Here is a 26,703-nt window from a genome sequence, read left to right on the forward strand (position 1 = left end):
GTCAGGCAGGGTTGCTGCGTGCACGTAGCCTGAACGCTGTGATGATAGGGAGTAACAGCAGTAATATCAGGTAACCGACAGGTTTGTGATGATACACGCCCTGTATCAGCCGTGCTATGCCTAGCAGGAGGCAAAAAACGTTGACCTGGCTGGCCAGATGGGGATACTGGCGCCGTAGCAGGAGGATGTTGCCCAGCGTGGCCAGTATCAGCAGGCTATAAAAACCAAGGAACTGTTTTCCTGCCAGGTGAAAAGGATTTAGGTGGTGGTAGGAGAAATGCAGGAAGATAAGGATGGCCGCGCCGCTGGCTGCCAGTAGGATGTAGCTGGTTTGTTTTGAGATGGTCCGCATAAGTCATTTGTTTTAACATGAATGAATGTTTACAGGTGATGGCTCAGCCGCCGCAACCTCCGCATCCACCTCCGCATCCGCCGCCACAGCTGCTTCCACAACTGCTTCCGCAGGAACTGCCGCTGCTGCAGGAGCTGCCGGAGGAACCGTCGCCGCTTTGGCCTTTGCTGGTTTGGCGGGTGGTACGATAAGCGAGAAGGGCGAGTACGATGAGCCCAAATACTGTTTCGCCGGGAGTACAGCCCGTCAATAGAAGACTAAGGAGTAAAAGAAGAGGCAGTAATCGTGGAAAGAAACGGGAGCGGAGACTTTTTCGTGGAGAACGTGGGGTATTGTGCCAGATGTCGGTAGGGGGACTTTCGCCGAAAACGGTCTGATACAACCGGAGGGTTTCCTGGAACCAATCGTGGTGCCTGGCCTGTTCCGGTGGCCCGCCTTTGGATGGATGATGGTGTAATTTCCGGCCGAGGACCTTTGTACAGAAATCTTCCCAGTAATTCTCGGTGTAAAGCAGGTGTTTGTGCCATACCTGGTCAATCACATACGAGGGCGAAGCGCCGGTGGGGGAGATACAGCAGAGGTAAACAAATCTCCGGTATTCTGTAATGGCCCTGCTGGTGAAGTGTTCGTTCCAGTCGTTTTCCCGGGCCAGTTTTCGCGAGAAGGGAAGCGCTGCGGTGGGATCATCTAACTGAAACGCTGTAATCCCCTGCCAAAGCGGGTCTTGTCTGAATGTTGTCCCTTCGCGGATACGGGGTGTGATACTTGTGATGGTTGTCATATGTTCGTTTTTTATTTGAAAGTAAATTCGCTTTTTGGGATAATACCGGAATCTTCTGTTTATCTTACAGTGTCTTTTTTCCGTCTTAAAATCGTATTATTATGACTAGGGAAGAGCTGGTTAACCTGGAACGCCTGATGAATTATATCTCCTGGCATTTCCTCCGTAAAAAAGAATGGAAGGACGTCTCCAAAGCAGAGTGGGCGTATGTGGCAGGGGAGTTTAATACCCTGTTGGACAAACAACGGAAGCAGAAAAAACTGTCAGTGGCGCCCCTTACTTTCGGGCACAATTATTTCTACGAACACCTGATCATCAAAAAACTAAAACCGTGGAAGAGCCGGACTGCCGTGGCAGCTATCAGCAGCCCCAACTTCTCCCGGTTAAATACTATCGCTAACGCATTGGGCTATACGAATTACATCGATTTTATCAATACCGCTACAGAAGGTTTTCCTTTCCATGAACTAAAAATCAATATCCCGCTGGCGCCGGTCAACCATAAGCTGCTGGAGCACCTCGTAGGCTACTGGTACTGCTACAACCGCAACCTGCCCATGCATGACCAGGACGAGGGAGACCGTATCTGGCGTTCTTCCCTGGAGATATACCGCTCAGGCGATGAATACCTGGTGGAGCGCACCGGCCGCGACAACCACATGTATTATGGCAAAATCACGTCTTTTGCCAATTATCTTTTTATCATCATGAACAGTACTACTTTCATCCGCCAGCGCCATTTTGTGGGCCGGCTGAAAGATGTGGAAGATAAAATGAAACGCCCCGGCTTTCAGGTCAACGAGCTTTCTTTCATCAGCACCTGCGTGAGCTTCACAGAAGAGCCCATTGCGCTCTACGAAATTTTCGACCGTGTGCATCATGCCCGCGATTTTGAAAAAGCATCGATAGACCTGCCCTTCGATAGTCCATTACTGCCGTCTCGTATCATGACACACTTGAAAGATGTGCGTGAAAACCGCATCATGGAGCACTAATCCGTAATTGACAGAGTGTTCGTAAATGGACAACGCCTGTTTTAAAACCGTACATTTATCTTGAAATACGAAAGTTAATGAATTGATTATCAGGTTGTAAAAACATGGCATTGTCTTTTTGCTGCAAAGGGTAAACATCCAATTGTTCAATGATCAGGAACTACTTTAAAATCGCTGTCAGGAACCTTGCGCGCAGCAAGGGATATGCCGCCATTAATATTTTCGGGCTGGCAGTGGCGCTGGCCACCTGTCTGCTGATTACGCTTTTTGTGATGGACGAGTTGAGTTATGACCGGTACAATCAGAAAGCAGACCGCATCTACCGTGTAAATGCGGACTTTCTCGTGAACGGCAACGCCTTTCGCGAGCGATATACACCGGCGCAGATGGGCGCTACCATGGTGAAAGATTTCCCGGGCATCGAAAATTATGTGCGGCTGCGTGGTTTCGGTGAACGCTCCGTTCTGATCAAAAAGGGTAATGAAACCCTCATGGAGCATAATGCAGGCTTCGCTGATTCTACGCTGTTTGATGTTTTTACGCTACCGATGATTGCCGGTGATCCTAAAACAGCGCTTACCCGGCCTTATACAATGGTCATCTCCGAAAAGATGGCAGAGAAATATTTCGGTAAAACAGAAGCGGCTATTGGTAAGATTTTGCACGTTAATAATACTGATGATTACATGGTGACCGGCGTTATTCAAAACATGCCGGCTGCGTCGCACATGCACTTCGATTTTATCAAATCCATGGCCAGTCTGGAAGACAGCCGTAACACCGCCTGGATGGCTGATAACTACGACACTTACCTGCTGGTAAGGCCAGGCATCAGTGAAGCCATGCTGCTCAGTTACCTGAAAACGCTGACCAAAAACTATATGGACGAGTCGCTGAAAAAAATGGTAGGTAGCAGTATTGATGAACTGGAACGAAGCGGCAGCCATTTTCGCTATGATGTATTGCCGCTGACCAAAATACACCTGCATTCCCCATTCACCAACGAGGTGGAGCCGGGCGGCAATATCCAATACGTATATATATTCGCGGTAGTCACCGTATTTATTTTGCTGATTGCCTGCGTTAATTTTATGAACCTCTCCACCGCCCGCTCTGCCGGCCGTTCAAGGGAGGTAGGCGTGCGTAAGGTACTGGGCTCGCAACGTATCAATCTCATTACACAGTTCCTGACAGAATCTATGCTGACAACGTTGATCGCTGCGTTGGTGGCGATCGTGCTGGCTTTGCTGCTGTTGCCTTATCTCAACCAGGTAGCGGGCAAATCCATCGGGTGGGAGATGCTGCTCAATAAATGGCTGCTGCTGGGCATGCTGGTCACCATTTTTGTGGTGGGGTTGCTGGCGGGTAGTTACCCGGCTTTCTTCCTCTCGTCATTTGAACCGATGCAGGTGCTGAAAGGTAAACTGGCCACCGGTTTCCGGGGAGGATGGCTGCGCAACAGCCTCGTGGTTTTCCAGTTTTCCACCGCCGTGATGCTGATTGTGGGTACGCTGGTTATTTACAGTCAGCTGAATTATATCCGTAATAAAAAACTGGGCTATAGCCGGGACCAGGTAGCGGTACTGAAAAATACAGCGTCGCTCTGGATACATGCCGAAGCCTTCAAAGAGGAGGTGCTGAAACTGCCAGGAGTACAAGCCGGTACCATGACCGACGTACTGCCGGTATCCACTATCATGAACACCAGCATTTTTTCCCGGGATGCGGCTGGCAGCGCGGGCCAGGTAAGTGGTTTGTTTGAATGGAATGTGGACGCAGACTATGTGAAAACGCTTGGGATGCAGATAGCCAAAGGCCGGGATTTTTCACCGGATATCCCCACCGATAGCAGTGCCCTGCTAATCAATGAAACAGCGGCCAAATTGTTGGGTTATGGTGACCTGAATGACCGTTTCCTGTATGCCAATAATGAAGGACGTAAACCGCTGCGGATCATTGGCATTGTAAAAGACTTCAACAGTGGTACCCTCCATACTAAAATACCGCCTATTGTAATGCGGTTGTCTAAGCGTCCGGACATGATGGCCTTCCGCATCCATACCGGCGATATCCCGGCACTGATCCGTAAAATAGAAGGCAAATACCATAGTGTGGCCGGTATGGAAGGCCAGCCTTTTCAGTATACCTTCCTGGACGATGATTTCAGTCGCCTGTATGCGGCCGACCAGCGTACGGGCAAGATATTCATTTCTTTTACCTGCTTCGCTATCCTGATTTCCTGCCTGGGTTTATTCGGCCTGGTGACCTACGCTGCAGAGCAGCGTACCAAGGAGATCAGCATCCGCAAGGTGATGGGCGCCAGCGTGACCAGCATCGTTGCACTGCTGTCCCGTGACTTCCTGAAGCTGGTGTCTGTTGCTATCGTAGTGGCGTCACCGTTGGCCTGGTGGATCATGGACCGCTGGCTGCAGGATTTTGCCTACCGTATCAGTATCGGATGGTGGGTATTTGCCGTCACGGCCTCCCTGGCAATTCTCATTACCATCGTTACCATATGCCTCCAGGCAATAAAGGCGGCAAGGGCTAACCCGGTGGTGGCGTTGCGTTAATACTTTTCGTATATTAAGGGTATGATGTTTCGCTTATACCGATGGGTCGGTTGTCTGCTTTTGTTATGGCTGACAACCGGCTTATACGCACAACCCGTAACCCCGGCGGATTATCACCTGAACGCTTATACGCTGCACGATGCCGCGTTGGGGGATATCCGTTACTATATCTCTTCAGAAGGAATTACCACCAAAAAACCACTGCTGTTACTACTGGATGGCTCAGGCCACCTGCCACTGACGTTGCTGGTGAAGGAACCGCGCCGGATGGAGGTGATGAACACGTTCGACCCCGATCTGCTGAAGCTGGCCAACCGCTTTCATGTAGTGATGATCAGCAAACCCGGTGTGCCGTTCTGTGATACTATACAGGTGCAGCAGGATACGGTCACCATAGATGACGTGTACCGGTTGTTACCCATGCCCTATATCTATCGTCATAAAGGAGGCCTTGAATGGCGTGCCCAGGCGGCTGCCCGTGTGATCGACGCCATTTGTGCGAAGTTCCCGGTAGATCCCGCCAGGGTGGCGGTGTATGGTTATTCGGAAGGAGCGCAGGTGGCGCCTAAAGTAGCGGTGCTCAATAAAAAGGTGACCCATTGCGCCAGTATCTTCGGCAGTGGCCTCAATCAACTGTACGACTTCATTGCAGATGCCCGCCAGGAAGCGGTAAAAGGGCATATTTCCTACGCGGCCGCTCAACGGCGTGTTGATTCACTGTTACGGCTATTTGAAGATATCTACCAGCACCCGCAGGATACCCGGCAGGAGTGGGAGAGCAATACCTGGCAGCGCTGGGCCAGTTACGGCGCGGAACCGCCGGTACAACAGTTCGCACAGCTCAATATTCCTTTGTTTGTGGTGGCGGGCATGCACGATACCAATTCCCCGATCTACAGCCTCGATTACCTGCCGCTGGAGTTCCTGCGCCTCGGCAAAAAAAACCTGACCTATAAAGTATACCCCGTCGATCATTTTTTCCGGAACACAGCTGACCCCCACGATGCCACCGACTATAAGTCGCAAATGCTGAATGCCCTGCTGCAGTGGCTGAAAGTACGCTGATGGAAAACCAGCCATCTTATCTCCCGAAAAAAAATTGTGAGAAAAAACATAAGTAAGCGAATATTCACTTATTTTTGAATCCTCAAACGTTTGTAGAAAAATCATGCGGACCCGGAACACGGAAAAAATGGAACTCGTCAGAAACATGACGATGCAGATGGTAGCGGCCAATGGTATTGAAAACTTTTCGGTCAACAGTCTGGCGAAGGCCTGCGGCATTTCTGTCGCCACTTTGTATATCTATTACAAAGACAAAGACGACCTGATTGCGCAGGTAGCCATAGAGGAAGGAACCCAGTTGACCAACGCTATTTTAAAGGACTTTGATCCGGACCAGTCTTTTGAAACAGGGCTTTGGCAGCAGTGGCAGAGCAGGGCACAATACCTGATGGCCAATCCGTTGTCGTCCTCGTTCCTCGAAAAGATACACATGTCCAGTTATAGTGAAAAAGTAGGAGGCGCCATTAGCAACATGTTCCATAACACCATGCATCGTTTTGTGGAAGGCGCGGTAAAAAGGGGGGAACTCGTTCCGCTTCAGGTGGAAGCCTGGTGGTCGGTAGCATTTGCCCCACTATACAATCTGCTGCGCTTTCATTATCAGGGACGCAGTATCAGTAAAAAACCGTTTGCACTAACAGACGAACTGCTCCGGCAAACATTTGAAGTCGTTGTAAAAGCTTTAAAACCGTAATTCTCTAGCCCTTATTTTCAATTACCGATGACCATGCAAAAAGATACCACTAAGGTGCCCTTCACTGGGTATCAAAAATTTGTCGTGCTGATACTGGCGCTTACCCAGTTCACCGTCATCCTTGATTTTATGATCATGTCTCCAATGGGTGATTTGCTCATGAAATCTATGAACCTCAATCCCAGGCAATTTGGTCTGGCAGTTTCCGCCTATGCCTTTAGCGCCGGGGCTTCCGGCCTGATGACGGCAGGTTTTGCCGACCGCTTTGACCGTAAAAAACTGCTCACATTTTTTTACAGCGGTTTTATCCTGGGGACTGTTTTCTGCGGCCTCGCTCATACGTATCCGTTGCTGGTCGCCGCCCGCGTAGTTACCGGCCTTTTCGGTGGCGTGATCGCTTCTATTTCCATGGCTATCATCACGGACCTGTTTGACATTCATCACCGCGGACGTGTGATGGGATTTCTGATGATGGGCTTTGGCGCCAGCCAGGTGCTGGGCGTGCCTATCGGCCTCTTCTTCGCGAATCGCTATGGATGGTGGATGCCCTTCCTGCTGGTAGCGGGTTTTGCCCTGCTGGTGATGGTGCTGATACAGGTTGGATTAAAACCGGTGAACCAACACCTGCAAGCGCAAAGAGACAGGTCTCCCTTGGCCCACCTGTGGAAAACCTTCACCAACAAGGATTACAGGATAGGGTATACCGGTACCGCGCTGGTGTCTGTCGGTGGTTTTATGATGATGCCTTTCGGTAGTGCCTTTGCTGTCAATAACCTGGGCCTCACCAACGAACAATTGCCTTTCCTGTTCATGGTGTCCGGCGTGGTGGCGTTGGTGATACTGCCGCTGGTTGGTAAACTGGCGGACCGTATTGATAAATTCAAACTGTTTGCCATGGGCGCCAGTTGGATGATCATCATTGCACTCATCTATACAAGGCTCGGCCCAACGCCACTCGTGATCGTTATTGCATGGAACGTACTGCTGATGATCGGTATCCTGGGCCGTAGCATTCCGAGTAATGCGCTCATCAGTGCTGTGCCGCAAATGGAGGACAGAGGTGCTTTTATGAGCATTAACTCTTCCTTGCAACAAATTGCAGGCGGAGTTGCAGCAGCGATTGCAGGTATGATTGTCGTGCAGAAAGACAAAAACAGTCCATTGGAAAATTACAATGTTGTTGGATATCTGATGACGGCACTCACCCTGGTCAGTATCTGGATGGTGTACCGCGTGAGCGAAATGATTAAAGCCAGAATGCAGACGCAGAAAGCGTAAGCGCGGAATCAAAAATATAATTGCAAAGGTGTGTCCATATAGGGCACACCTTTTTTTATTTCTTTTTCAGATAGATGATAATCCAGGTTGACGTTGTTTTGCTACTTCAATTTATTAATAATCTGGTAACACGTTTCGCTATTAAATCCTGTTTCCCCTTTCTAGTTTTACAAAATCAATTTTATTACAAACCTGCTTATCAATGGAGAAAGTCACTGCGGTCAGTTTGCACTCGCATGGTGGATCTTTATGTACATCATCCTTCAGGCAATCGATTAAAAAAACATATTTGTCACAACATCTTTATCAACCGAAAAGCCTTACAGATGTACGATTCCACGAATTAACAACTGAAACGCACGTCATTTGAATTTCTTCACGGGCATACACATGTCCGGTAATCAATCATCCTTTTCACTTAGCTAAATTAAAGCGCACTTTTATGAACAAATTTTATTTCAGTAGCCAACTGCTGAATTTTTACGTAAAGGTTTTCTGTGCTTTTACGTGCATGGTCCTATGCATCTGCTTCTTATCACAAGATGCGCACGCCCAGGGAAAATTCAGTATCCAGGGTAAAATTACAGATGAAAAAAAACAACCGCTTCCCGGTGTCAGTGTATCTGAAGCCGGCACCAAAACAGGTGTTGTAACAGACGTTGATGGCGTCTACAAACTCGAGGTAAGCAACCCCAATGCCACGCTGCACATCGCTTTCCTCGGCTATGACAATAAAGACGTAGTAGTCGGCGGACAACACACCATCCATGTATCGTTAACACCACAACTTCGCCAACTCAATGATGTGGTCATTACCGGTTACGGTAAAACCAGCAAAAAAAATGTGGTGGGCTCTATCTCCTCTGTCAGCGCCGGTGAATTTACACAAGGTGTTATCAGCAGCCCTTCCATGCTGCTGCAGGGAAAGGTGCCCGGCCTCACCGTTACGAAAAGCGGGAATCCTAACCAATCGCCAACGGTTATACTGAGAGGTCCCTCTACCTTACGCTCCGGTGCGCAGGAGCCTTTTTATGTAATTGATGGTGTGCCCGGTGCACCCATCGATCTGGTGGCGCCGGATGATATCGCCACCATCGACGTATTGAAAGACGGTGCGTCTACCGCCATCTATGGCGCCAGAGCGGCCAATGGGGTAATCATGATCACCACCCGCCGTCCTAAAACAGATCAGCTCCGCATCGCCTACAACGCTTACGTTGGTATTGAAAAAGTAGCCAAACGCCTCGAAGTGCTTACCGGCGATGAGCTCCGTAAATACCTCGCGGATAACGGGCAGGTGCTGGCGCCAGCCAACAACGATACTGTTCCGGGCACACAGAACCTGGTCAATACCGACTGGCAGAACGAAGTACAGCGTACCGGCGTTTCACAGAACCATAACCTCTCTATCATGGGCGGTTCTAAAGCTACTACGTATGGCTTCAGCGTGAACTACCTTGACAATCCCGGTATCATCAAAGGTTCTTCCCTCAACCGTATGAGCATACGCGCCAACGTTGGCCAGCGTGCTTTCAACGACCGCTTGCGCCTCGATTTCTCCGTGTTCAATTCTTCCACAAAGCAGGATAACGTACCTGACGCGGTATTGTACAATATGCTCAACTACCTGCCTACGGTAGCGGTTACACGTCCTGATGGCAGCTTCACGGAAGATTTTGCCGGCAACATCAGGGGCAGTAACAACCCGGTGGCACTCATTGCCAATAATAAAGACCAGACCAAATCTTCCCGTTTCCTGGCCACCGGCCTCGCAGAAGTGAAGATCCTGCCCGGTCTTACTTATACCGCCAGCCTCACCACCCAACGGGAACAGTTCAACCGCAACGTATACTACAACAGCCTCTCCGTACTTGCCAAAGGCAACGGCGGTAAAGCCAACCGTATATCGTGGGCGAATACACGTAATATCATCGAGTCTTATTTTAACTATGATAAGACCGTTGGTAAACACAACTTCAAAGTACTGGCAGGCTACTCCTGGCAGGAAGACCGCAGCGGCGACGGCTTCGGCGTAACCACCCAGGGCTTCGGCAGTGATGCGCTCTCCTGGAACAACCTCGCGCTCAGCAACCCGCCTGCCGGTACCATCGTATTCGATAACTCCGCGCAGACTACCCTCACCACGCTGCGCCTCATTTCCTACTACGGCAGGATCAACTACCAGTATGCAGATAAATACTACGTACAGGCTTCCCTGCGTAATGACGGCTCCTCTGCTTTCGGTAAAAACAATCAGTGGGGCTATTTCCCCGCTGCCTCAGTGGGATGGCGTATCAGCCAGGAATCGTTCCTGAAAACAGTACGCGCACTGGATGACCTGAAACTCCGTGTCAGCTACGGTATCTCCGGTAACTCCCTCGGCTTCGATCCGCTCACGGCCCAGCTGCAATACAGCACCGTAGGCCGCTACTACGATAACGGTCAGCTGATCAATGCCATTGCTCCCGTGCAAAATGCCAACCCCGACCTGAAATGGGAACGTACCGCCATGTTCAACGTGGGCGTGGATTTCACCCTGCTGAAAGGAAGACTGAGCGGCGCGATCGATTATTACGATAAACAAACTTCTGACCTCATCTGGAACTACCCGGTGTCTACTACCCAGTATATTGCTACCACCTTGCTGGCAAACGTAGGCAAAGTGAGCAACAAAGGGGTGGAGATCGTCCTGAATGCGGATGTGATCAGGGGAAAAGATTTCACCTGGAGAACAACGATCAATGCTGCCCATAATACCAACAAAATCAGCTCTCTGGCAAATGATCAGTTTACCCTGAAAGATATCCCGACCGCTATCCTTGGTGGTAAAGGCCAGTCAGGCAACTGGAGCCAGAAAGTACTGGAAGGCCAGCCTATCGGTACTTTCACCCTGTTCCATTACCTCGGCAAAGACAAAGACGGTATCTCCACCTATCAGAAAGCGGATGGCACCGTTACCACTTCACCCAGCACTGCAGACCTGATGATGGCCGGTTCCGCTCAACCGAAAGTTACTTACGGATGGAGCAACACTTTCCTGTATAAAGGTTTCGATCTGACGATATTCATCCGTGGCGTGTCAGGCAACAAAATCCTGAATGCTACGTTGGCAGCGATCAATACGCCTACCGATGCTAAAATGACCAACATCTCCAAATTCACGCTGGGTGAGTCTTATAACGATAAAAACTCTTTCCTGGTCTCTGACCGCTTCCTGGAAAACGGTTCTTACCTGCGTATGGAAAACGTGACACTGGGCTACACTTTCAAAACAAAAACCCAGTATATCCAGTCCATTCGTGTATACGGTAACGTGAACAACGTATTTACCATTACCAACTACAGGGGCATTGATCCGGAAATTGATCTCGGCGGTCTTACACCGGGTATCGACGTACGTAACTACTATCCGAAAACCCGCTCCTTCATTTTCGGTGTGAACGCTACTTTTTAATCATGAACATTAAGCTACTGATGAATATGAAACTGCATAAATTACTGAATATAACCCTGGCAGCGGCTGTGGCCCTGTCCGGATGCAGCAAGCTGGATGTGGACGTGGAATCCCGTTACACGCCTGGCAACTTCCCCACCAACAATGCGTCCTATGCAGCTGCTGTAGGCGCGGTATATGCCCAGCTGGCCAACTCCAAATCCGGCGATGCTACCTACTTCATGAATGGTACCGGTTTCAGCTACGGTGTGGACTACTGGATGCTGCAGGAACTGAGCACTGATGAGGCCATCATTCCTGCCCGCGACGGCAACTGGGACGATGGCGGTAAATACCGTTTCCTGCATTTGCATACCTGGACCGGCAATCTGCCTTTTGTGATCAGCTCCTGGCAATGGGGTTTCGGTGGCATCAATATCGCCAACAACGCGATGAACCTCGCTAAAGGCCTGCCGGAAGGAACAACCAGAAATACTGCCATGGCTGAACTGAAAGCCATGCGTTCGCTGTTCTACTTTTTCATGATGGACTCGTTTGGTAATATTCCCATCGTAGATACGTACCCGGTATCTTCGCTGCCGGAAACCAAGCCGCGCAAGGAAGTCTTCAACTTCATCGAAAGCTCGCTGAAGTCTGCCTTGCCTGATCTGCCAACAAAAGTAGACGGATCTACCTATGGCCGCGCTACGAAATGGATGGCGTTCGCCCTGTTGCAGAAAATGTACCTCAACGCGGAATACTATACCGGTACCCCTCGTTACGCTGATGCGGTGGCCATGGCCGACAGTATCCTGATCAATGCGCCCTACACGCTGGATGGTGACTACAGTTCTATCTTCAAACCGGACAACGGCCCGCAGATCAGGGAAACCATCTTCGCCATTCCTTATGATGCGAACCTGATTCCCGGTTGCCACTTCACCCGCTTCGGCCTGCATCCCTACCTGAAAGCGAAGTTCGACCTGCCGGACGGTTTCGGCCCAAGTGTGGCGCTCAGCACCATCGCTGACTTCTACGCTTTCTTTAACCTGCCCAACGACGTGCGTAACAACACCTGGTTGGCTGGACCACAATACAACAAAGACGGCTCCAAAAATATCGTCCGCACCAGCACTAAAACACTCGACGCTTCCTCTCAGGGCCCCGATCAGCCAATCGACTGGTGGGTGACCATCACACCGGAAATGAAACTCAAACCCGGTGGCGAAGGAAAACTGGATGTTGGTAATGATATCCTGGCACAACTCAAAGGTGTTCGTTCTATCAAATTCTATCCCGACAAAAACATCAATACGTCCACCCGCTTCCAGAACAACGATATGCCGCTGTTCCGTCTTTCTGATGTGCTGATGATGAAGGCAGAAGCCATCCTCCGTGGGGCGGCGCCTACCGCGGTAAAAGGTGAATTGCAGACACCGGATGTACTGGTGAGCAAAATCCGCAGCCGTGCCGGTACCACACCAGCCGCCGGTATTACCCTCGACGATATGCTCGTGGAGCGTGCCCGCGAATTTGCCTGGGAAGGATGGAGAAGGAATGACCTGATCCGCTTCGGTAAATTTGAAGGACAATGGGGCTTTAAACAGAAAGACAATGATGTGTTCCGCCGCATATTCCCCATACCGGAAATTGAGCTGGCGCTGAATCCCAAGCTGACCCGCAACCCGGGCTACTAGGATATTTGATTATTTAGTCATTTAAAAATTTAGGGGTTGCTTATTATAAGCAACCCCTAAATTTTTAAATATCAAAATAGCTGAATGATCAAATATTTTTGGCTTTGCCAAGTCCTACACGATATTTCTCCGGCGTACCGGAAATATGAATATGCATAAAACGGCCCTTTTTGCCTTTGTCCACGCTTTCGATGGCATCTACCTGATCGGCGTCCACTTCCTCCCGCTTACGGCCAAATAAAGCCTGGAATCCCACCTGCGTGACCATCCGCATGGGTACCCGGAGGTAATAGTTCATTTGAAGGTCCAGCGATTGTTTGCCCGAAACTTCTATATACCCGAGAGAGGAGTTGATATTCATTTTGGGTATTTCCAATGTCCCGTTTTTAAAGGTCAGTTTATTACGCAGGGTGTCAAAGCGCACCATGCGCAGGTTTTTATCCTTGAAATAGGAAGACATGGCCTGCATAGGCCCAAAATCCATCAGCACGCCGTTGTGGATTTCCACGTCCATCTGGGCGGCTGTTTCACTTAATACGGGCGTCATATCCGGATGCAGCCGCACATGGCTTTTGATATGCCCGGAAAGCCTGCCTTTCAGGTTGTTGTTAAGCACCATGTCCTGCCCGAAGTTGTCAAACTTCAGCAGCATCTTGGTCATGTCCACACTGTCGAGCCGGATACCGCTGCGGAAATAGAGTTTGGCAGGGTCGGAGGCATTAAGGATGCCACGCATCCCGATATGGCCGCCAGCCATCCGTACGGAAATAGTATCTACCTTCACGCGCTGGTCTTTCTGCATATGTACGTTGGCCAGTACTTCCTTCATCCACAGGCGCTGGTAGCGTATTTTGCCGATACTGACCTGTGCGTCAAAATTGCTGAAAGGGATTTTGAAGATGTTGAACCCTGCAGCATGCAGACTGTCATTTTCCCGGACAGTGGTGGGTTTGGCCGGAGCTTTAGCCTGCGCGGTATGGTCTGCAAAGTCATAGTTCATCAGTTCGTCCACATTCAGGTATTGTGATTTGAGGCTGAAGAAATTGTTACGCTCCTTACCTTGTCTGTCAGGCCCGGCGTACAGCTTCAGGTTCATATCAAAATCAGTGGTGCCAATTTTACCGGTGAGCGTATCTACTACGAGGTAACGATTGGTGCCATAACGGATTCTTCCCTTGATATTTTCCAGTTGTATCGGATGTTGTTTGAGCGTACCGGAGATATTGGCGATATGGGCGTCTACCCGTTTGAAGACGGTATCATAACGCATATTGAGTTTAGCCCTTAACCAGAGTTTGCCCGCTTCTTCATACCAATAACCCTGCGGGATGAACTTACGCCCGCGTGGGCCAATCAGATCGTTGACAGCGATACGGTCCGACTTCAGGTCAAACGCCAGTTCGGTACGGCCTTTTTTGATTTTGTTGAACCAGAGCGGGTAGTTATTGAGCCTGGCTTTAAACGCAAAGCCACTGCTGTCGATATGACCACTGAAGTTGCGTATCAGGAGACTGGTGTCGTTGATGGTGACGTCTGCGCCAAAATCATGTAGCGCATGCGGGTACTGTTTGAAGGCCGCGCCCAGGTTAGTCAGCCGGAAAGTTCCTCTGGGCAAAGGATTGGGATGAAGCAGTTCCTTTACGGAGGTTTCAAGTGCCAAACCAATATGGAAACCGGAAATCACTTCCTCGCGTAATATCTTATGAGTCGTGTCTGCCAGCATCAGTTCTCCGGGATGGATGGCGTTGCTGGAAGCCTGGAAGGTGACGGCGATGGGCTTCTGTTGCGCGTGGAAAATAGCAGGCAGGTCGCTGATGGAGCCGCCGGCCTTTATATCGGAATTGCCTATACGAAAAGCAACGGAATCGAGTACCAGGCTACCGTTACGGAGTTGTGCATGCAGGTTCATCCTGCGCACAGGCAACGGATAGTTGGGAATGCGGAATTCCAGGTTGCTGACGGTCAGCTCACTTTGTACGCCTTCTTTCAATTTAGCCAGCTGTTGTTCTGGGAGATGGATGTCTACCAGTTCCTTGAAATTCATGTTCAAAGCGATCTGCCCCTGTAGCTGTTCGAGGTCTTTGATACCAAGGAACTCGCCCACGAACTTCAGGTCCAGTTCGGAATATACCTGCATCACGATCTGCGGGTCAGTGAAGTCTTTCATGATGAAGTTGCCCCTGAAAACTCCCTGTCCCGGTTTGGCATTGATCCCCAGCAGATGCAGCTCGGATGTTTTCAACGTATGGGCGTTGCCGTTGGTATAGTAACCTTTGAATCCGAGTGAATCTACCTTACGGTCGATATTTTTGTTCTGGAACCAAACGTTTTCACAGCCAAAATTGACCCTGATGGCAGGGAGCTCGTTTTTAGACAGTTTTCCTTTGACGGTGCCGTCGAAAAAGATGCGGCCATCGCGACGGTACTTTTCCATCATCGTGGCGATGTCATTCGGCACCAGCGCAAAAAGGAGGTTCAGGTCCGGCCGGTCGCCTTTTACCTGCAGGTCCAGCCATGTTTCCTTGCCCAGCACAGCATTGCCGGCCAGCGAGAGACTGGCATTCTCCAGCTTGATAGTACTGGGAGAGAGGAACAGCTGTTTTTTATGTAGATCGTAGTTGCCTTTCAGGTCCAGCGCCACTTTCCGGTTGCGGAACAGTGTGCTGTCGGTCCGGCTGGTGAAATCGAACAGCATTTTACTGTCCAACTCCAGCGCTATACGATCGGCCTCCATCTTAAAGGAGGTTTTGATTTTATCGATATGGGACACCATCTTCCAGCCGGAAACAGCATCCAGGTATGTCACGTCGATGTTTTTCAGGATCACCTTTTTAAGGTCAAGGCTCAGCGCTTCCGCGCTGTCGGCAACGGCGGTAGCAACGCTGTCAGATTTAAATGCATGTGCCTTGATCAGGTCTACTTCACCATTGGCGGAGCGGGCAATATGTACGTTACCGTTAGCCACCACGACAATGCGCACCTGGTAACGTCCCCGCAAGAGGTCAGGGAGACTGAAACCGGCATACAGCTTTTCCACCTCATACAAAGGTTTCCCGTCCATGCGTTTGTTGGCATAAAAACGAACATGGTGCAAGGCAATGGATACATAGGGGAAATTGCTGAAAGGAGAGATGCTGCTTTTCTCCAGCACCAGTTCACCGGCAAATTGTTTGTTCAGCTCATCAACTGCCAGTTGGGTTAGACGTTGTTGCTGACTGTACAGAATACCACCTGCGATGCCGATCAACAGCAACAAGGCAGCCAGCGATATCAGCACCACACGGATGATTTTTTTTCCTGCTTTCATGTTAAAGGCCACTCTAATGCGTAAAAATATTGAAAATATGCGCGGTGTGTATATGCGCGGATGTTGAGGATGTGTTAAAGTTTTACAGGATAAGTAAAGTTGCTTTATTATTTTTAGCGATGATGAAAATCTGACCGTATGATGAAAAAATGTTCTGCACTGCTGGCTACCACCACACTGGCTTTGACGCTGCACGCCCAGGAAATGAAACTGCCGGGCCACGCCGGTAACCCGGTATTCCCGGGATGGTATGCCGACCCCGAAGGCGTGGTGCTCGGGAAAAAATACTGGATATTCCCCACTTTTTCGGCGCCCTACGAACAACAGGTGTTTTTCGATGCCTTTTCTTCTGATGACCTCGTTCAATGGAAAAAACATCCGCATATCCTCGACTCGGTGGCCATCAAATGGGCTAAGCGCGCGATGTGGGCGCCTGCACTGGTCAAAAAAGGAAAACAGTATTTTTTCTTCTTCGGCGCCAATGATATTCAGCATAATGGCGAACCGGGTGGTATAGGCGTGGCCGTAGCGGACAAACCGGAAGGACCTTACCGCGATTATCTCGGCAAACCGCTGGTGGACAGTATCTTCCATGGCGCTCAACCAATCGATCAGTACGTGTTTCAGGACAAAGATGGCGCCTATTACCTGATCTATGGCGGCTGGGGACACTGTAACATCGCCCGGCTGAAAGATGATTTCACAGGCTTCATCCCATTTTCCGATGGTACTGTTTTTAGGGAGATAACACCAGAGAAATACGTGGAAGGACCTACGATGTTTGTGAGAAACGGAAAGTATTATTTTATGTGGTCGGAAGGCGGCTGGGGCGGACCGGATTACAGTGTGGCCTATGCTATCGCCGACGGCCCGGCAGGACCTTTTAAACGTATCGGTAAAATCCTGCAGCAGGACCCGGCGATTGCTACCGGTGCAGGGCACCATTCTGTGATACACAATGCTAAACACGATCAGTGGTTTATCGTGTATCACCGCCGCCCGCTGGGTAAAAAAGGCGCCAATGAAAGGGAAACCTGCATCGATAAGATGGAATTTAATGAAGACGGTACCATCCGCCCGGTGGTGATGACCAAAGAAGGTGTCACCTCACTGAAACTTTAGTTGTTAGGCGCGGGCGCTGTTGCGGTTGTTGGTCATCATCTTGCCGGATGATGGAAAGATAGGGGTGGTAGGATGGCTTTTTCTGCGATGCTGCACAAACACAATAGTAGCGGCAATGCCAGTCAGCCCTGCAATGCATACGGTTGCCCGCGGGCCTATCCATTGGGCCAGCAAGCCAGTCAACAAGCTGCCGATGGGAATCATGCCCTGGTAAGCCATGATGTAATAACTGATAGCCCTGGCGCGCATGGCCGGAATAGCGTGCGTCTGGATATAGGTATTGATGGCCGATGTTTGTGCCATCATACCTACGCCTGACAACATCATAAACAACAGGGCCAGTGGCAGCCATCCGGCATAGGAAAGCAGCACAAGGCTCAAACCAAATATCAGGCTGGAGGTGATCAGGATTTTGACCAGGTCTTTACCGGCTTTTAATTGCGCCATGTAGATGGCGGCGGCAATGGAACCCACGCCGGCAGCGCTTTCAAACCAACTGAAAGTCCTCGCGCTGCCATTAAAAATATCCTTGGCGAAAATAGGCATCAAGGTATTGAAGGGCATCACCAGCAGGCTGCTGGCGGTGAGCATCAGCAACAGGGAGGAAAGGTCCTTGTCATGTGAAATATATTGCCATCCCTCCCTCAGTTCTGCCCAGATACTGCGTTCTGATTTCACGATCACCGGCAGGTCCATCTTCATCATAAACAAAGAAATCAATACCGGTATATAGCTCAGGAAGTTACCGGCAAAACAGATATCTTCCCCGAAGGTACTCAACACAATGCCTGCCAGCGCCGGACCGGCAATACGGGCGAAGTTGGCCACAGTGGAGTTGAGCGCAATGGCGTTGGGAAGGTCTTCTTTCTGTTCTACCATTTCCATCATCAACGCCTGCCGGCAGGTAACATCGAATGCGTTGATAATGCCCTGCACGAGCGATAGGAAAATGATGCCGGGGATACTGTAAAACCGCAGCAGGATCATTAGCGCCAGTGCGCCTGCCTGCGCCATGGAAATCACCTGCGTGATGATCATCAGATGGTAACGGTTATGACGGTCGATGTAACTGCCTGCATAAGGCGACAGAAAGAGGGAAGGAATGAGGCTTACAAAACTGACTACGCCTAACAATACGGCGGAATTGGTTAACCGATACACCAGCCAGCACGCAGCTGTTTTTTGCATCCAGGTACCAATCAGGGAAATAGATTGTCCATAGAAGAAGAGCCGGTAGTTCCGGGATTTTAAAGAGCGAAATACATCCATTAAAAATTTATTTATGAAAGCGGGAATGCTGGTATTCCTTTTAATAATCTGATGGTGCAAATTTCGGTCAGATCGATATATTTGTAAAATAGATTGTTTTAATGATATCCATTAGTAAAACCGATTGATCTATGGAGCTTCGTCAACTGGCTTATTTTGTGAAAGCCGCGGAAATAGCGCATTTTACGGAGGCTGCAGCGGCCATGTATATTACACAGTCCACCTTGTCACAGCAGATCAAGGCACTGGAAACAGAATTGGGCATGCCGCTGTTTGACCGCGTGGGAAAACATGTGCAGCTCACGGAGGCAGGCAGCGTGTTCCTGCTGCATGCACGGCAAATCCTCCTCGATGTGGAGAAAGGTAAACAGGCGATAGAAGAGTTACAAAACCTGCTCACCGGTGAACTGCGCATCGGCGCTACCTATGCTTTCACATCGTTGCTGCTGCCGGCATTGACATCGTTTCCGGACAAATACCCGGGCCTGCGCATCTTTGTGCATTATGGTAATACGGAAGAGCTGGAAAGGAAGCTGCGGTCGTCCGAACTGGATTTTATCCTGGCGTTCCACCAGCTGACGCCAGGCAAAGAGTTTGAAAGCCAGGAGCTGTTTATTTCAAAAGTGGTGATGGCGGTTTCCAAAAAACATCCCATGGCGCAACTGAAGGAGATCAACCTGAAGAGCCTTGATGGCATGGAGATGATCTTAGCCTCCAAGGGCTTTAGTTCCCGTGATTTCCTCAGTACGGTGCTGGAGAAACACAAGGTATATCCCGCGGTAAAAATTGAACTCAATGATGTGCATGCGCTGCTGTCGATGCTGGAAAGCGGGCACTGGGTAACGTTGCTGAATGAACGGGCGCTCAACGGCTGGAAAAACCTGGTGGCGGTACCCATAGCCGGCAAAGCCTTGCTGCGCAAGGCTTATGTTCTTTGGCAGAGAGGTACCTACCGTAAAAAAGCGGCAGATCTCTTTGTGAAGGAGTTGCTGAAAGGCATAGAAAAACAAAAGCAGTAACCCTTACTGTGCGTCCATCACCTGTAATGCCCCGTATTTAAAGTACTTGTCAAAAGTAGTCAGGAATGTACTGAGACAGGTGAATCCCAACTGGTCCATGATAGTGGTCACCGGTGTATTGCGGGTGCTCAGCATTTCAAAAGCTACCGCCATTTTTTCCTGTAATACCAGCTCCGGTATGGTCAGGTGGAACTCTTGCTCAAACGGGCGGCGTAACAGCGCTTCTTCCACGCCAAATTTCTGTTGCAGCATTTTGTAGGTCAGCGGTTCATCGAGATGGTTCAGGATGTAACGGAAAATCTCGTACAGCTGCTGCCTTTTGGCTTCGTTCATCATAATAGGCGCCGGGGCTATCAGTCGCCGGGTATAATTGCCGTAGAAGTCGGCCGCATTGCGGCGGAAGAAACTGTAGGCGCTGTTGCCAATATGTTTGGCCCGCAGGATACGGTCGCGTATCAGGCGGCTTACGGGGTTCAACAGGAATGGTGCTTTATGCAGCGGTTCTGTTACATTGGAGATAGGAATGGCTGCCAGTGCGCTCAGCAGGGGAAACTCCCGCGCTAGCTCTCTCAGGGCATAAGGTTCTATGTTGATATGAAAGCTGAGGGGTTGCGAAGACCCGGGAAGGGTGGGCTCTGCTGACGCCATCACATTGAAGAGGCTGACTTCTTTCTCCAGCTGCTGCCGGTTGTTGATGGTGCCCCGCATACTTTCTACGTCGTCGTAGGCGTGGAGGGTGATCACCTGGTACTGTGAGTAATGGCGGAGTTCTACACCAGGCCGCATTTGAATGCTGTGTACCCAGATGGAGAACTCACCAGCCCTGATGTTCTGATCAAGGATAGAGCCGTCTTTGTCTTCGTGGTAGTAAAACCGTGCATAGGGGATGAGCTGCCCCTGGAATACAGCGGGAATGTCCTGGTGCGGCGTAAACGTCGTGTCATCCCTTTCGATGTACAGGATTTTGGTAGTTGATTTCATTTGGAATTGGTTTTGATCAGGACCTATTGAAGCAGCTTCATACTGTCTTCTGCCGGGTGTGCCGGACCAGGCAGCAGTATGCCGGCCGGAAGTGGTTCTCCGCCGGGGCTTGCGATGAATATTTTATGAATGGCCCGGGAGGTGTCTATCACTCCATGAGGGCCATAATGGCGTGAAGCAATTGTCTTCAGTCCGGCAAGGGTTACGCTGGAAAAATAAAACTGCTTTTTGCGCCAGGCATCCGCTTCCTGTTCTGTAAAGCGCTGTACGTCAAATGAGTGGGCGCTGTCGTTGTAAATGACCTGTTGACCCGGTTGCAGCACTACCTGCCGTCTGCCGGCGGTCATACGGAGGGAGCCTTCGGTAAGGGATATACGAATATGATGGGGATCTTTGGTATTTACGTGAAAACTGGTGCCCAGCACTTGTATGGTGCTGTTGGGAAGTTGCAGCACAAAGGGCTGATTGGCATTGGCCGCAATCCGGAAGTAGGCTTCGCCGTTCAGGATAGTCTCCCGGACTGACTGTGTGAAGCTGAACGGGAATTTCAGTTTGGTGCCGGCATTGAGCCAGATTTCCGTGCCATCGGCCAGTGTTATTTTATAGTGGCTGCGGTCCGGAACGGTCAGGGTGTTTATGCCGGAGGGCAGGTTAACTGCAGCTAGCAGGGACAGCGTGCAGGCCTGTACGGCCAATGGCTGCTGCTGAATGGAAAGGGTGGCTGGTGTGGCGGGCAGCTGGTGAACAGTCCCATCGGCAAGGGTCAGCATGGCAACAGGCGACGCCGGTATAGACTCCGTGTTGGCCGCTACGTAGACCCCATTTTGGTGATACGTATACCAGTAGGCGGCAAATACTACCACGAATATGCAGACGGCGATACCCCATTTGAACAGCGGCGGACGGACCGATGCATCAGTGATGCTATAGGTATTGCGCCAGGGGGCGTGGTCATGCAACTGCTTGCCGCTTTCAATCGTCTTCCACATTTCACGGGCTTCCGGTACTTCTTCCAGATAAGCATCCAGTAATGCCTCATCGGCAGCCGAAATAATCCCGGCTTTCTTCTCGGTCATTAACTGAAATATGGTCGTAAGATTTTTCATCAATCATTATAACAGAAATATTATCGGGGCGGGGTAGTTCAAAAGCGGATTTTTTCCAGTAATTGACGAAGCGTTTTCAGGGCAGACGCGACATGCTTTTTAACGGTTTCTTCGCTGATGTCCATCACAGCGGCGATTTCCTTGCGCGTCTTGTGTTCCTGATAAGCCAGCCGGAATACCTGCGATTGTTTCATGGGCAAGTGGTTGATGGCGCCTTCCAGCTGCTCACGCAGCTCATTCTTTTCAAGCCGGCAGTCAGGAGGTATGTAAGGCGGATGTTGCAGCCATGCCAGCCGCTTTTTTCGCGTTTCATCTTTCGAAATCCTGTTCAGGCAACGGTTCTTGATGCTCACAAAAAGAAAATTCTTCAGCGTGGTGATGGTGATGAGGTCTATCCGCTTATATAAAGCATGCTGCCAAAAATCGATAAAGAATTCCTGTACCAGCTCCTGGGCTTCTTCTTCATCCTGGAGTATGGTCATGGCAGTAACCAACAACCATTCACGGTAAAGATGGTAGAAATGGTCAAAAGCTTCCACGCTACCGGTCTTTAAGGCCGCCAGTAATTCAATATCGTCATGATGGACATTCATGCGTTGTATGCAGTTAGGCTGCCGGGGGAGGGTATAAGCCCCGGAAATAACTGTCCCGCGCTGGTTTTCATCATACAGTGTAATGATTGATTGGGTGTCTGTTCCTTCCAAACATAATTTTCAGGTATATTCGATCTGTACCCGCTCGTCGGATTTTTCGGAAGATAATGAATTTGTTAATCAATTGTTAATCGGGGGTGAAATGGCCAAACCGCTAACGAACCGTTAACAAAAAGTTCAATGTGTTGATCTATAAATAGATATAAAGAAGGCGAAGACGGAAATGGCCCGGGGGAGGGTGGAAAAAAATACACAAATGAACAAAAAGAAATCCCTGTCTCAAAAAAGACAGGGACCGGTGATTTTTATCAGGAGAATGATTATTTTTTGGGCTTGCGTTTTTTCGGCTTACCATATTTCAGCATCATTTTATCCTTGTGGCTGACCTTACGGTTCGTCTTCATATTTTTCGCCAGCTTCTGGTGGAAAGCCGGTCCGGCCTCGTCACGCTTGGGCGCCTTCACCAGTGTATTGCGCATGAATATTTTCGGCTTCTCGTCTTCTGTCAGCACATCAGAAATCACCAGGTCTTCCGGTAACGGCCTTTCCGGGATGCTGTAGTTCATTAACGTTTCAATGGCGGCCAGTTCTTCGGTCTCCTGGTCTTTGGTCAGCAGAATGGCAATCCCTTTTTTGTCGGCACGCCCGGTCCTCCCGATACGATGGATGTAGTTCTCCGGTACTTCCGGCGTGTCAAAGTTGATCACATGGCTTACCTCCGCAATGTCCAACCCGCGGGCAATGATATCGGTCGCAATCAGGAAACGGTAGTTTCCCGCCTGGAACTGGTTAACGGTATTAAAACGATGGTTTTGTTCTTTATTGGAATGGATAACGCCCACCTTGTCGGGGAACTTGGCCTGTAACTGTTCATACAGGTCGTCTGCCAGTTTTTTGGTGCCGGCAAAAATGAGGGTTTTGACCATGCTCTCATCCCGGGTGATCAGCAACTCCAGCAGATTAACCTTGGTGTTGAAATTAGGCACCCGGTACAGTACCTGGTCAATGTTTTCCAGCGGCGTACCTGTAGGCGCCGCTTCTATCATAATGGGATTGTTGAAATGCCTTTGTATCATTGCTTCCACCTCTTCAGTGATGGTGGCGGAGAACATCAGGTTTTGCCGGCGTGGCGGCAGCAGGTCCATGATGTTGGTCAACTGCGTACGGAAACCCAGGTTCAGCATCTCATCTACTTCATCGATGATCAGTTTTTTGATGGACTTCACCTTGAGCGCGCCGCTGAGGATAATATCGTATAGGCGTCCGGGTGTGGCCACCAGGATGTCTACTTTATCCTGTACCGCCGCCATCTGCGGATTCATATTCACCCCGCCATAAACGCCCATTACTTCCACGCTCATATAAGTGGTCAGTTTTTTCACCGATTCCACTACCTGTACCACCAGCTCACGGGTAGGCACCATAATGAGCACCTGCGGGTATTTCTCTTTGGTAAACTTAAACTGCCGCAGGGTAGGCAGCAGATAAGCGAAAGTTTTACCCGTACCGGTCTGGGCAATACCGCAAACATCCTGTCCGGACATGATCACGGAAAAGGCCCGTTGCTGTATGGTGGTAGGCTTTACAAAGCCCAGTTCGTCGAGTGCGTTGCGTAAAGGTGTGTTCAGATTTAAATCCCCAAATGTCATGTTTCTACAAAATATGAACGGCGAAGGTAATCAATATTTTTGGCCTGTGGCTGTAAATGCCCATTCCGCACGATTCCTGGCAGCTTTTCGTTACATTTAAGCCAGCAAAAAAATAATAGTATGAAGGATATACATGTACAGGCAATACGCGTGCACGCCTATGGCGGATCAGATCAGTTGCGCCTGGAAGAGGTGCCCGTGCCGGCGCCGGGACCAGGGGAGGTGTTAATCAATATAGTGGCCAGCGGGGTTAATCCCATCGACTGGAAAATCAGGGAGGGCCTGATGCAAAAGCCATTGCCCTATATCCCGGGAGTGGAAGCTTCCGGTGTGGTGGTGGCCCTCGGAGAAGGGGTGACCGATAAGAAGGTGGGGCAGGCAGTATACGGCGCGGTAGACGGTTCTTATGCCGCTTGTGCGGTGGTGCCTTCGGAACAGTTGTTCACCAAACCGATGCATTTGTCCTTTGAGGAAGCTGCCGCCTGTGGTGGCGCTAAAACAGCCTGGGGAGCGCTCTTTGATGTAGGCAAACTCACAAAAGGGCAACGGGTGTTTATTCATGCCGGTGCCGGTGGAGTAGGGCACTTCGCGGTGCAATTGGCATATCATGCAGGCGCTTACGTGATCGCAACCAGTTCAACTGAAAATGTGGAATTCGTAAAATCGCTCGGTGCTTCCGAAGTGATTGATTATACCGTGGCGCCTTTTGAATCGCAGACAGCCCCTGTCGATGTGCTGCTGGACACTGTCGGAGGTGATACGCTCGACCGCTCCTATCAGCTGGTGAAGCCCGGCGGTATTCTCTTATGTCTTGTAAAGCAGCCTTCGCCGGAAAGGGCGGCTGCAGCCGGTATCCACGCAGTGTGGGCAGGGACCAAAACGTTGCCTGCCATGCAGGAGGTAGCTAAACTGCTGGATAAAGACCTGATCAGGCCCTACGTCCGGAAGGTGTTTGCTCCGTTATCCGGCGCTGCCGCAGCACAGGACTACAGCCAGTTAGGCGGGCCGGGAAGAGGCAAGATCGTGCTGAAAATAGAGGAATAAAAAACGTGGCGTCATAAATCCCAGTCCCAGGGCTGAAGCCCTGGGCTACGTTGTAGTTCAGGCTGTTTTATAGCCATGATTACATAGTTACATAAGAATTGCCCAGAAAGGAAATCACCTGTCCAGGGCCTCACAGAGGGTAAAGAACCTCAAATTACTAAGGGACATATCTATAAAAGAACCTGAACTACAACGTAGCCCAGGGCTTCAGCCCTGGGATTCGCGTGAATCGCGTGAATCGCGTGAATCGCGTGAATCGCGTGAATCGCATTAATCGCGTGAATCGTATTAATCGCGTGAATCGTATTAATCGTATCAATGCGCCCCATTCGACCCCGATGACCCAAATATCGTCTTCCGATGCTCTGTACCCCAGGTAAACAACGCATCAATCACAGGATTGAGCGTAGCGGCATAAGGTGTCAGCGTATACTCCACGCTCACAGGCTGACTATCAAATACACTGCGTTTGACCAGCTTATGTGCTTCAAGGTCTTTCAGCTCTTTGGACAATACCTTGGAGGTGATCTTGGGTATATTTCTTTCGATGTCCCGGAAACGTTTATGTCCACGGGAAATAGCAATAATGATCGGTAGTTTCCACTTGCCGTTGATCACGTCCAGCGCGTCCCGTACCGGCATAATCACGCCCAGGCAGTCTTTATGATCACCTGTTTCCATACATTTTTCCTTCGCTGTTAATGCGGGGACTCGCTCCCCTGCTATATCTGCTCTCATACAGTTTGCTAATTAGATATTCTATCATTTATATATTATATAGATATATAGTATTCTAATAAATAGATTTGTAAGTGACAGAATTTATCAAATGACTGGTTTCTTTTGTAAAGCACTATCCTAAAAGTAACCGCCTTACTTCGGGGAAGCAAATATATTAACTTTGCAGGAGTTTCTTAAAATAAAAATGAATAAGATGAAAGTAGAAATATGGTCAGACATCATGTGTCCGTTCTGTTATATTGGCAAACGTAAGTTTGAGGCGGCATTAGACAAGTTTCCTGATAAAGATAAGATAGAAGTGGAGTGGAAGAGCTTTCAGCTTAACCCCGATCTGAAGTCCATGCCCGGAACCAATGTATATGATTATCTGGCAGAACATAAAGGCATCTCCCGGGAACAATCCGTAAGCATGCACCAGCAGGTGACCCAATCGGCCAAAGAAGTAGGACTGACTTATAATTTCGACAAGGCAGTGGTGGCTAACTCCTTTGATGCTCACCGGCTGATACAAATGGCAAAAGCACAGAAGCTGGGTGATGTGGCGGAAGAAAAACTCTTTATCGCTTATTTCACGGAAGGAAAGGATATCGCGGACCACGAAGTCCTGAAGAATATCGGAGAGGCAATAGGCCTGGACCGTAAAATGGTGGCTGATATGCTGGCGTCCGGCGAATTTGCCGGTGAGGTAAACCTGGACGTGCGGGAAGCAGCACAACTGGGCGCCCGCGGCGTACCTTTCTTTGTGCTGGACCGCAAATATGGCGTGTCAGGCGCTCAGCCGTCAGAAGCCTTTACACAAGCGCTGACACAGGCTTATGGTGAATGGCACAAAACACAGCCATTGACAACGCTGGAAACAACGGATGGTCCTTCTTGTGCTATGGACGGGACTTGTGATTAAGATCAAACTGGAGATGACATTATCTTGTTAGCTTTGTTGTTCAAAC

The 26,703-nt window shown here is 49.9% G+C and carries 20 protein-coding genes; 11 read left to right on the top strand and 9 right to left on the bottom strand.

The annotated features are described in order from the left end of the window. Position 1 precedes the first annotated feature (1 nt). Both HHL17_RS17485 and HHL17_RS17490 read right to left on the bottom strand, forming a co-directional pair. Positions 2–352 carry a hypothetical protein gene (locus HHL17_RS17485; protein ID WP_169226124.1) on the bottom strand — a complete coding sequence of 117 codons (351 nt, stop codon included), beginning with the start codon at positions 350–352 and terminating at the stop codon, positions 2–4. A 43-nt stretch (positions 353–395) separates the two neighbouring features. After that, complete coding sequence (locus tag HHL17_RS17490) at positions 396–1,133, bottom strand: glycine-rich domain-containing protein (RefSeq protein ID WP_169226125.1); 738 nt, start codon at positions 1,131–1,133, stop codon at positions 396–398. A 101-nt stretch (positions 1,134–1,234) separates the two neighbouring features. Between HHL17_RS17490 and HHL17_RS17495 the strand changes: the two genes are divergently transcribed. The 7 genes from HHL17_RS17495 (at position 1,235) to HHL17_RS17525 (ending at position 12,865) form a co-directional block, all read left to right on the top strand. Further along, entirely contained in the window at positions 1,235–2,128 is an 894-nt protein-coding gene (locus HHL17_RS17495) for a hypothetical protein (RefSeq protein WP_169226126.1), read from the top strand. Between the two features lie 149 nt (positions 2,129–2,277). Next, on the top strand, positions 2,278–4,698 hold the full coding sequence (locus tag HHL17_RS17500) for an ABC transporter permease (RefSeq protein WP_169226127.1): 2,421 nt from the start codon (positions 2,278–2,280) through the stop codon (positions 4,696–4,698). 21 nt (positions 4,699–4,719) lie between these two features. Continuing rightward, on the top strand, positions 4,720–5,763 hold the full coding sequence (locus HHL17_RS17505; protein WP_169226128.1) for an alpha/beta hydrolase family protein: 1,044 nt from the start codon (positions 4,720–4,722) through the stop codon (positions 5,761–5,763). A gap of 127 nt (positions 5,764–5,890) precedes the next feature. After that, on the top strand, positions 5,891–6,457 hold the full coding sequence (locus HHL17_RS17510; RefSeq protein ID WP_206156071.1) for a TetR/AcrR family transcriptional regulator: 567 nt from the start codon (positions 5,891–5,893) through the stop codon (positions 6,455–6,457). Between the two features lie 33 nt (positions 6,458–6,490). After that, positions 6,491–7,735: an MFS transporter gene (locus tag HHL17_RS17515; RefSeq protein ID WP_169226130.1), complete on the top strand. Its 1,245-nt coding sequence runs from the start codon at positions 6,491–6,493 to the stop codon at positions 7,733–7,735. Positions 7,736–8,177: 442 nt separating this feature from the next. Beyond that, positions 8,178–11,189 carry a SusC/RagA family TonB-linked outer membrane protein gene (locus HHL17_RS17520; RefSeq protein ID WP_169226131.1) on the top strand — a complete coding sequence of 1,004 codons (3,012 nt, stop codon included), beginning with the start codon at positions 8,178–8,180 and terminating at the stop codon, positions 11,187–11,189. Between the two features lie 2 nt (positions 11,190–11,191). Then, positions 11,192–12,865, top strand: coding sequence for a RagB/SusD family nutrient uptake outer membrane protein (locus HHL17_RS17525; RefSeq protein WP_240975898.1), 1,674 nt, complete (start codon positions 11,192–11,194; stop codon positions 12,863–12,865). An 88-nt stretch (positions 12,866–12,953) separates the two neighbouring features. Here the strand turns inward: HHL17_RS17525 and HHL17_RS17530 are convergent, their stop codons facing one another. Further along, on the bottom strand, positions 12,954–16,172 hold the full coding sequence (locus HHL17_RS17530) for an AsmA family protein (RefSeq protein WP_169226132.1): 3,219 nt from the start codon (positions 16,170–16,172) through the stop codon (positions 12,954–12,956). Positions 16,173–16,310: 138 nt separating this feature from the next. Here HHL17_RS17530 and HHL17_RS17535 point away from each other — a divergent pair, with 138 nt between their 5' ends. Then, complete coding sequence (locus tag HHL17_RS17535; protein WP_240975899.1) at positions 16,311–17,294, top strand: glycoside hydrolase family 43 protein; 984 nt, start codon at positions 16,311–16,313, stop codon at positions 17,292–17,294. Between the two features lie 3 nt (positions 17,295–17,297). Here the strand turns inward: HHL17_RS17535 and HHL17_RS17540 are convergent, their stop codons facing one another. Then, on the bottom strand, positions 17,298–18,563 hold the full coding sequence (locus HHL17_RS17540; RefSeq protein WP_169226133.1) for an MFS transporter: 1,266 nt from the start codon (positions 18,561–18,563) through the stop codon (positions 17,298–17,300). A gap of 131 nt (positions 18,564–18,694) precedes the next feature. On the opposite strand from HHL17_RS17540, the gene HHL17_RS17545 reads away from it, so the two are divergent. Continuing rightward, entirely contained in the window at positions 18,695–19,582 is an 888-nt protein-coding gene (locus HHL17_RS17545; RefSeq protein ID WP_169226134.1) for a LysR substrate-binding domain-containing protein, read from the top strand. A 3-nt stretch (positions 19,583–19,585) separates the two neighbouring features. Here the strand turns inward: HHL17_RS17545 and HHL17_RS17550 are convergent, their stop codons facing one another. From HHL17_RS17550 to HHL17_RS17565, 4 genes are all read right to left on the bottom strand, one after another. Then, positions 19,586–20,563: a helix-turn-helix domain-containing protein gene (locus HHL17_RS17550; protein WP_169226135.1), complete on the bottom strand. Its 978-nt coding sequence runs from the start codon at positions 20,561–20,563 to the stop codon at positions 19,586–19,588. A gap of 23 nt (positions 20,564–20,586) precedes the next feature. Beyond that, positions 20,587–21,639, bottom strand: a complete 1,053-nt coding sequence (locus HHL17_RS17555) for a FecR family protein (protein ID WP_169226136.1) — start codon at positions 21,637–21,639, stop codon at positions 20,587–20,589. A 68-nt stretch (positions 21,640–21,707) separates the two neighbouring features. Further along, a complete protein-coding gene (locus HHL17_RS17560; protein ID WP_169226137.1) occupies positions 21,708–22,373 on the bottom strand; it encodes an RNA polymerase sigma factor in 666 nt (221 codons plus the stop codon). A 269-nt stretch (positions 22,374–22,642) separates the two neighbouring features. Continuing rightward, on the bottom strand, positions 22,643–23,971 hold the full coding sequence (locus HHL17_RS17565; RefSeq protein WP_169226138.1) for a DEAD/DEAH box helicase: 1,329 nt from the start codon (positions 23,969–23,971) through the stop codon (positions 22,643–22,645). A 120-nt stretch (positions 23,972–24,091) separates the two neighbouring features. Between HHL17_RS17565 and HHL17_RS17570 the strand changes: the two genes are divergently transcribed. Beyond that, positions 24,092–25,015: an NADP-dependent oxidoreductase gene (locus tag HHL17_RS17570; RefSeq protein ID WP_169226139.1), complete on the top strand. Its 924-nt coding sequence runs from the start codon at positions 24,092–24,094 to the stop codon at positions 25,013–25,015. 315 nt (positions 25,016–25,330) lie between these two features. On the opposite strand, the gene HHL17_RS17575 is transcribed toward HHL17_RS17570, so the two are convergent. Further along, positions 25,331–25,753, bottom strand: a complete 423-nt coding sequence (locus HHL17_RS17575) for a winged helix-turn-helix transcriptional regulator (protein WP_240975900.1) — start codon at positions 25,751–25,753, stop codon at positions 25,331–25,333. 196 nt (positions 25,754–25,949) lie between these two features. Here HHL17_RS17575 and HHL17_RS17580 point away from each other — a divergent pair, with 196 nt between their 5' ends. Beyond that, entirely contained in the window at positions 25,950–26,657 is a 708-nt protein-coding gene (locus HHL17_RS17580) for a DsbA family oxidoreductase (RefSeq protein WP_169226140.1), read from the top strand. Positions 26,658–26,703 lie beyond the last annotated feature (46 nt).

This window comes from Chitinophaga fulva, from assembly GCF_012927205.1.
Classification (GTDB): domain Bacteria; phylum Bacteroidota; class Bacteroidia; order Chitinophagales; family Chitinophagaceae; genus Chitinophaga; species Chitinophaga fulva.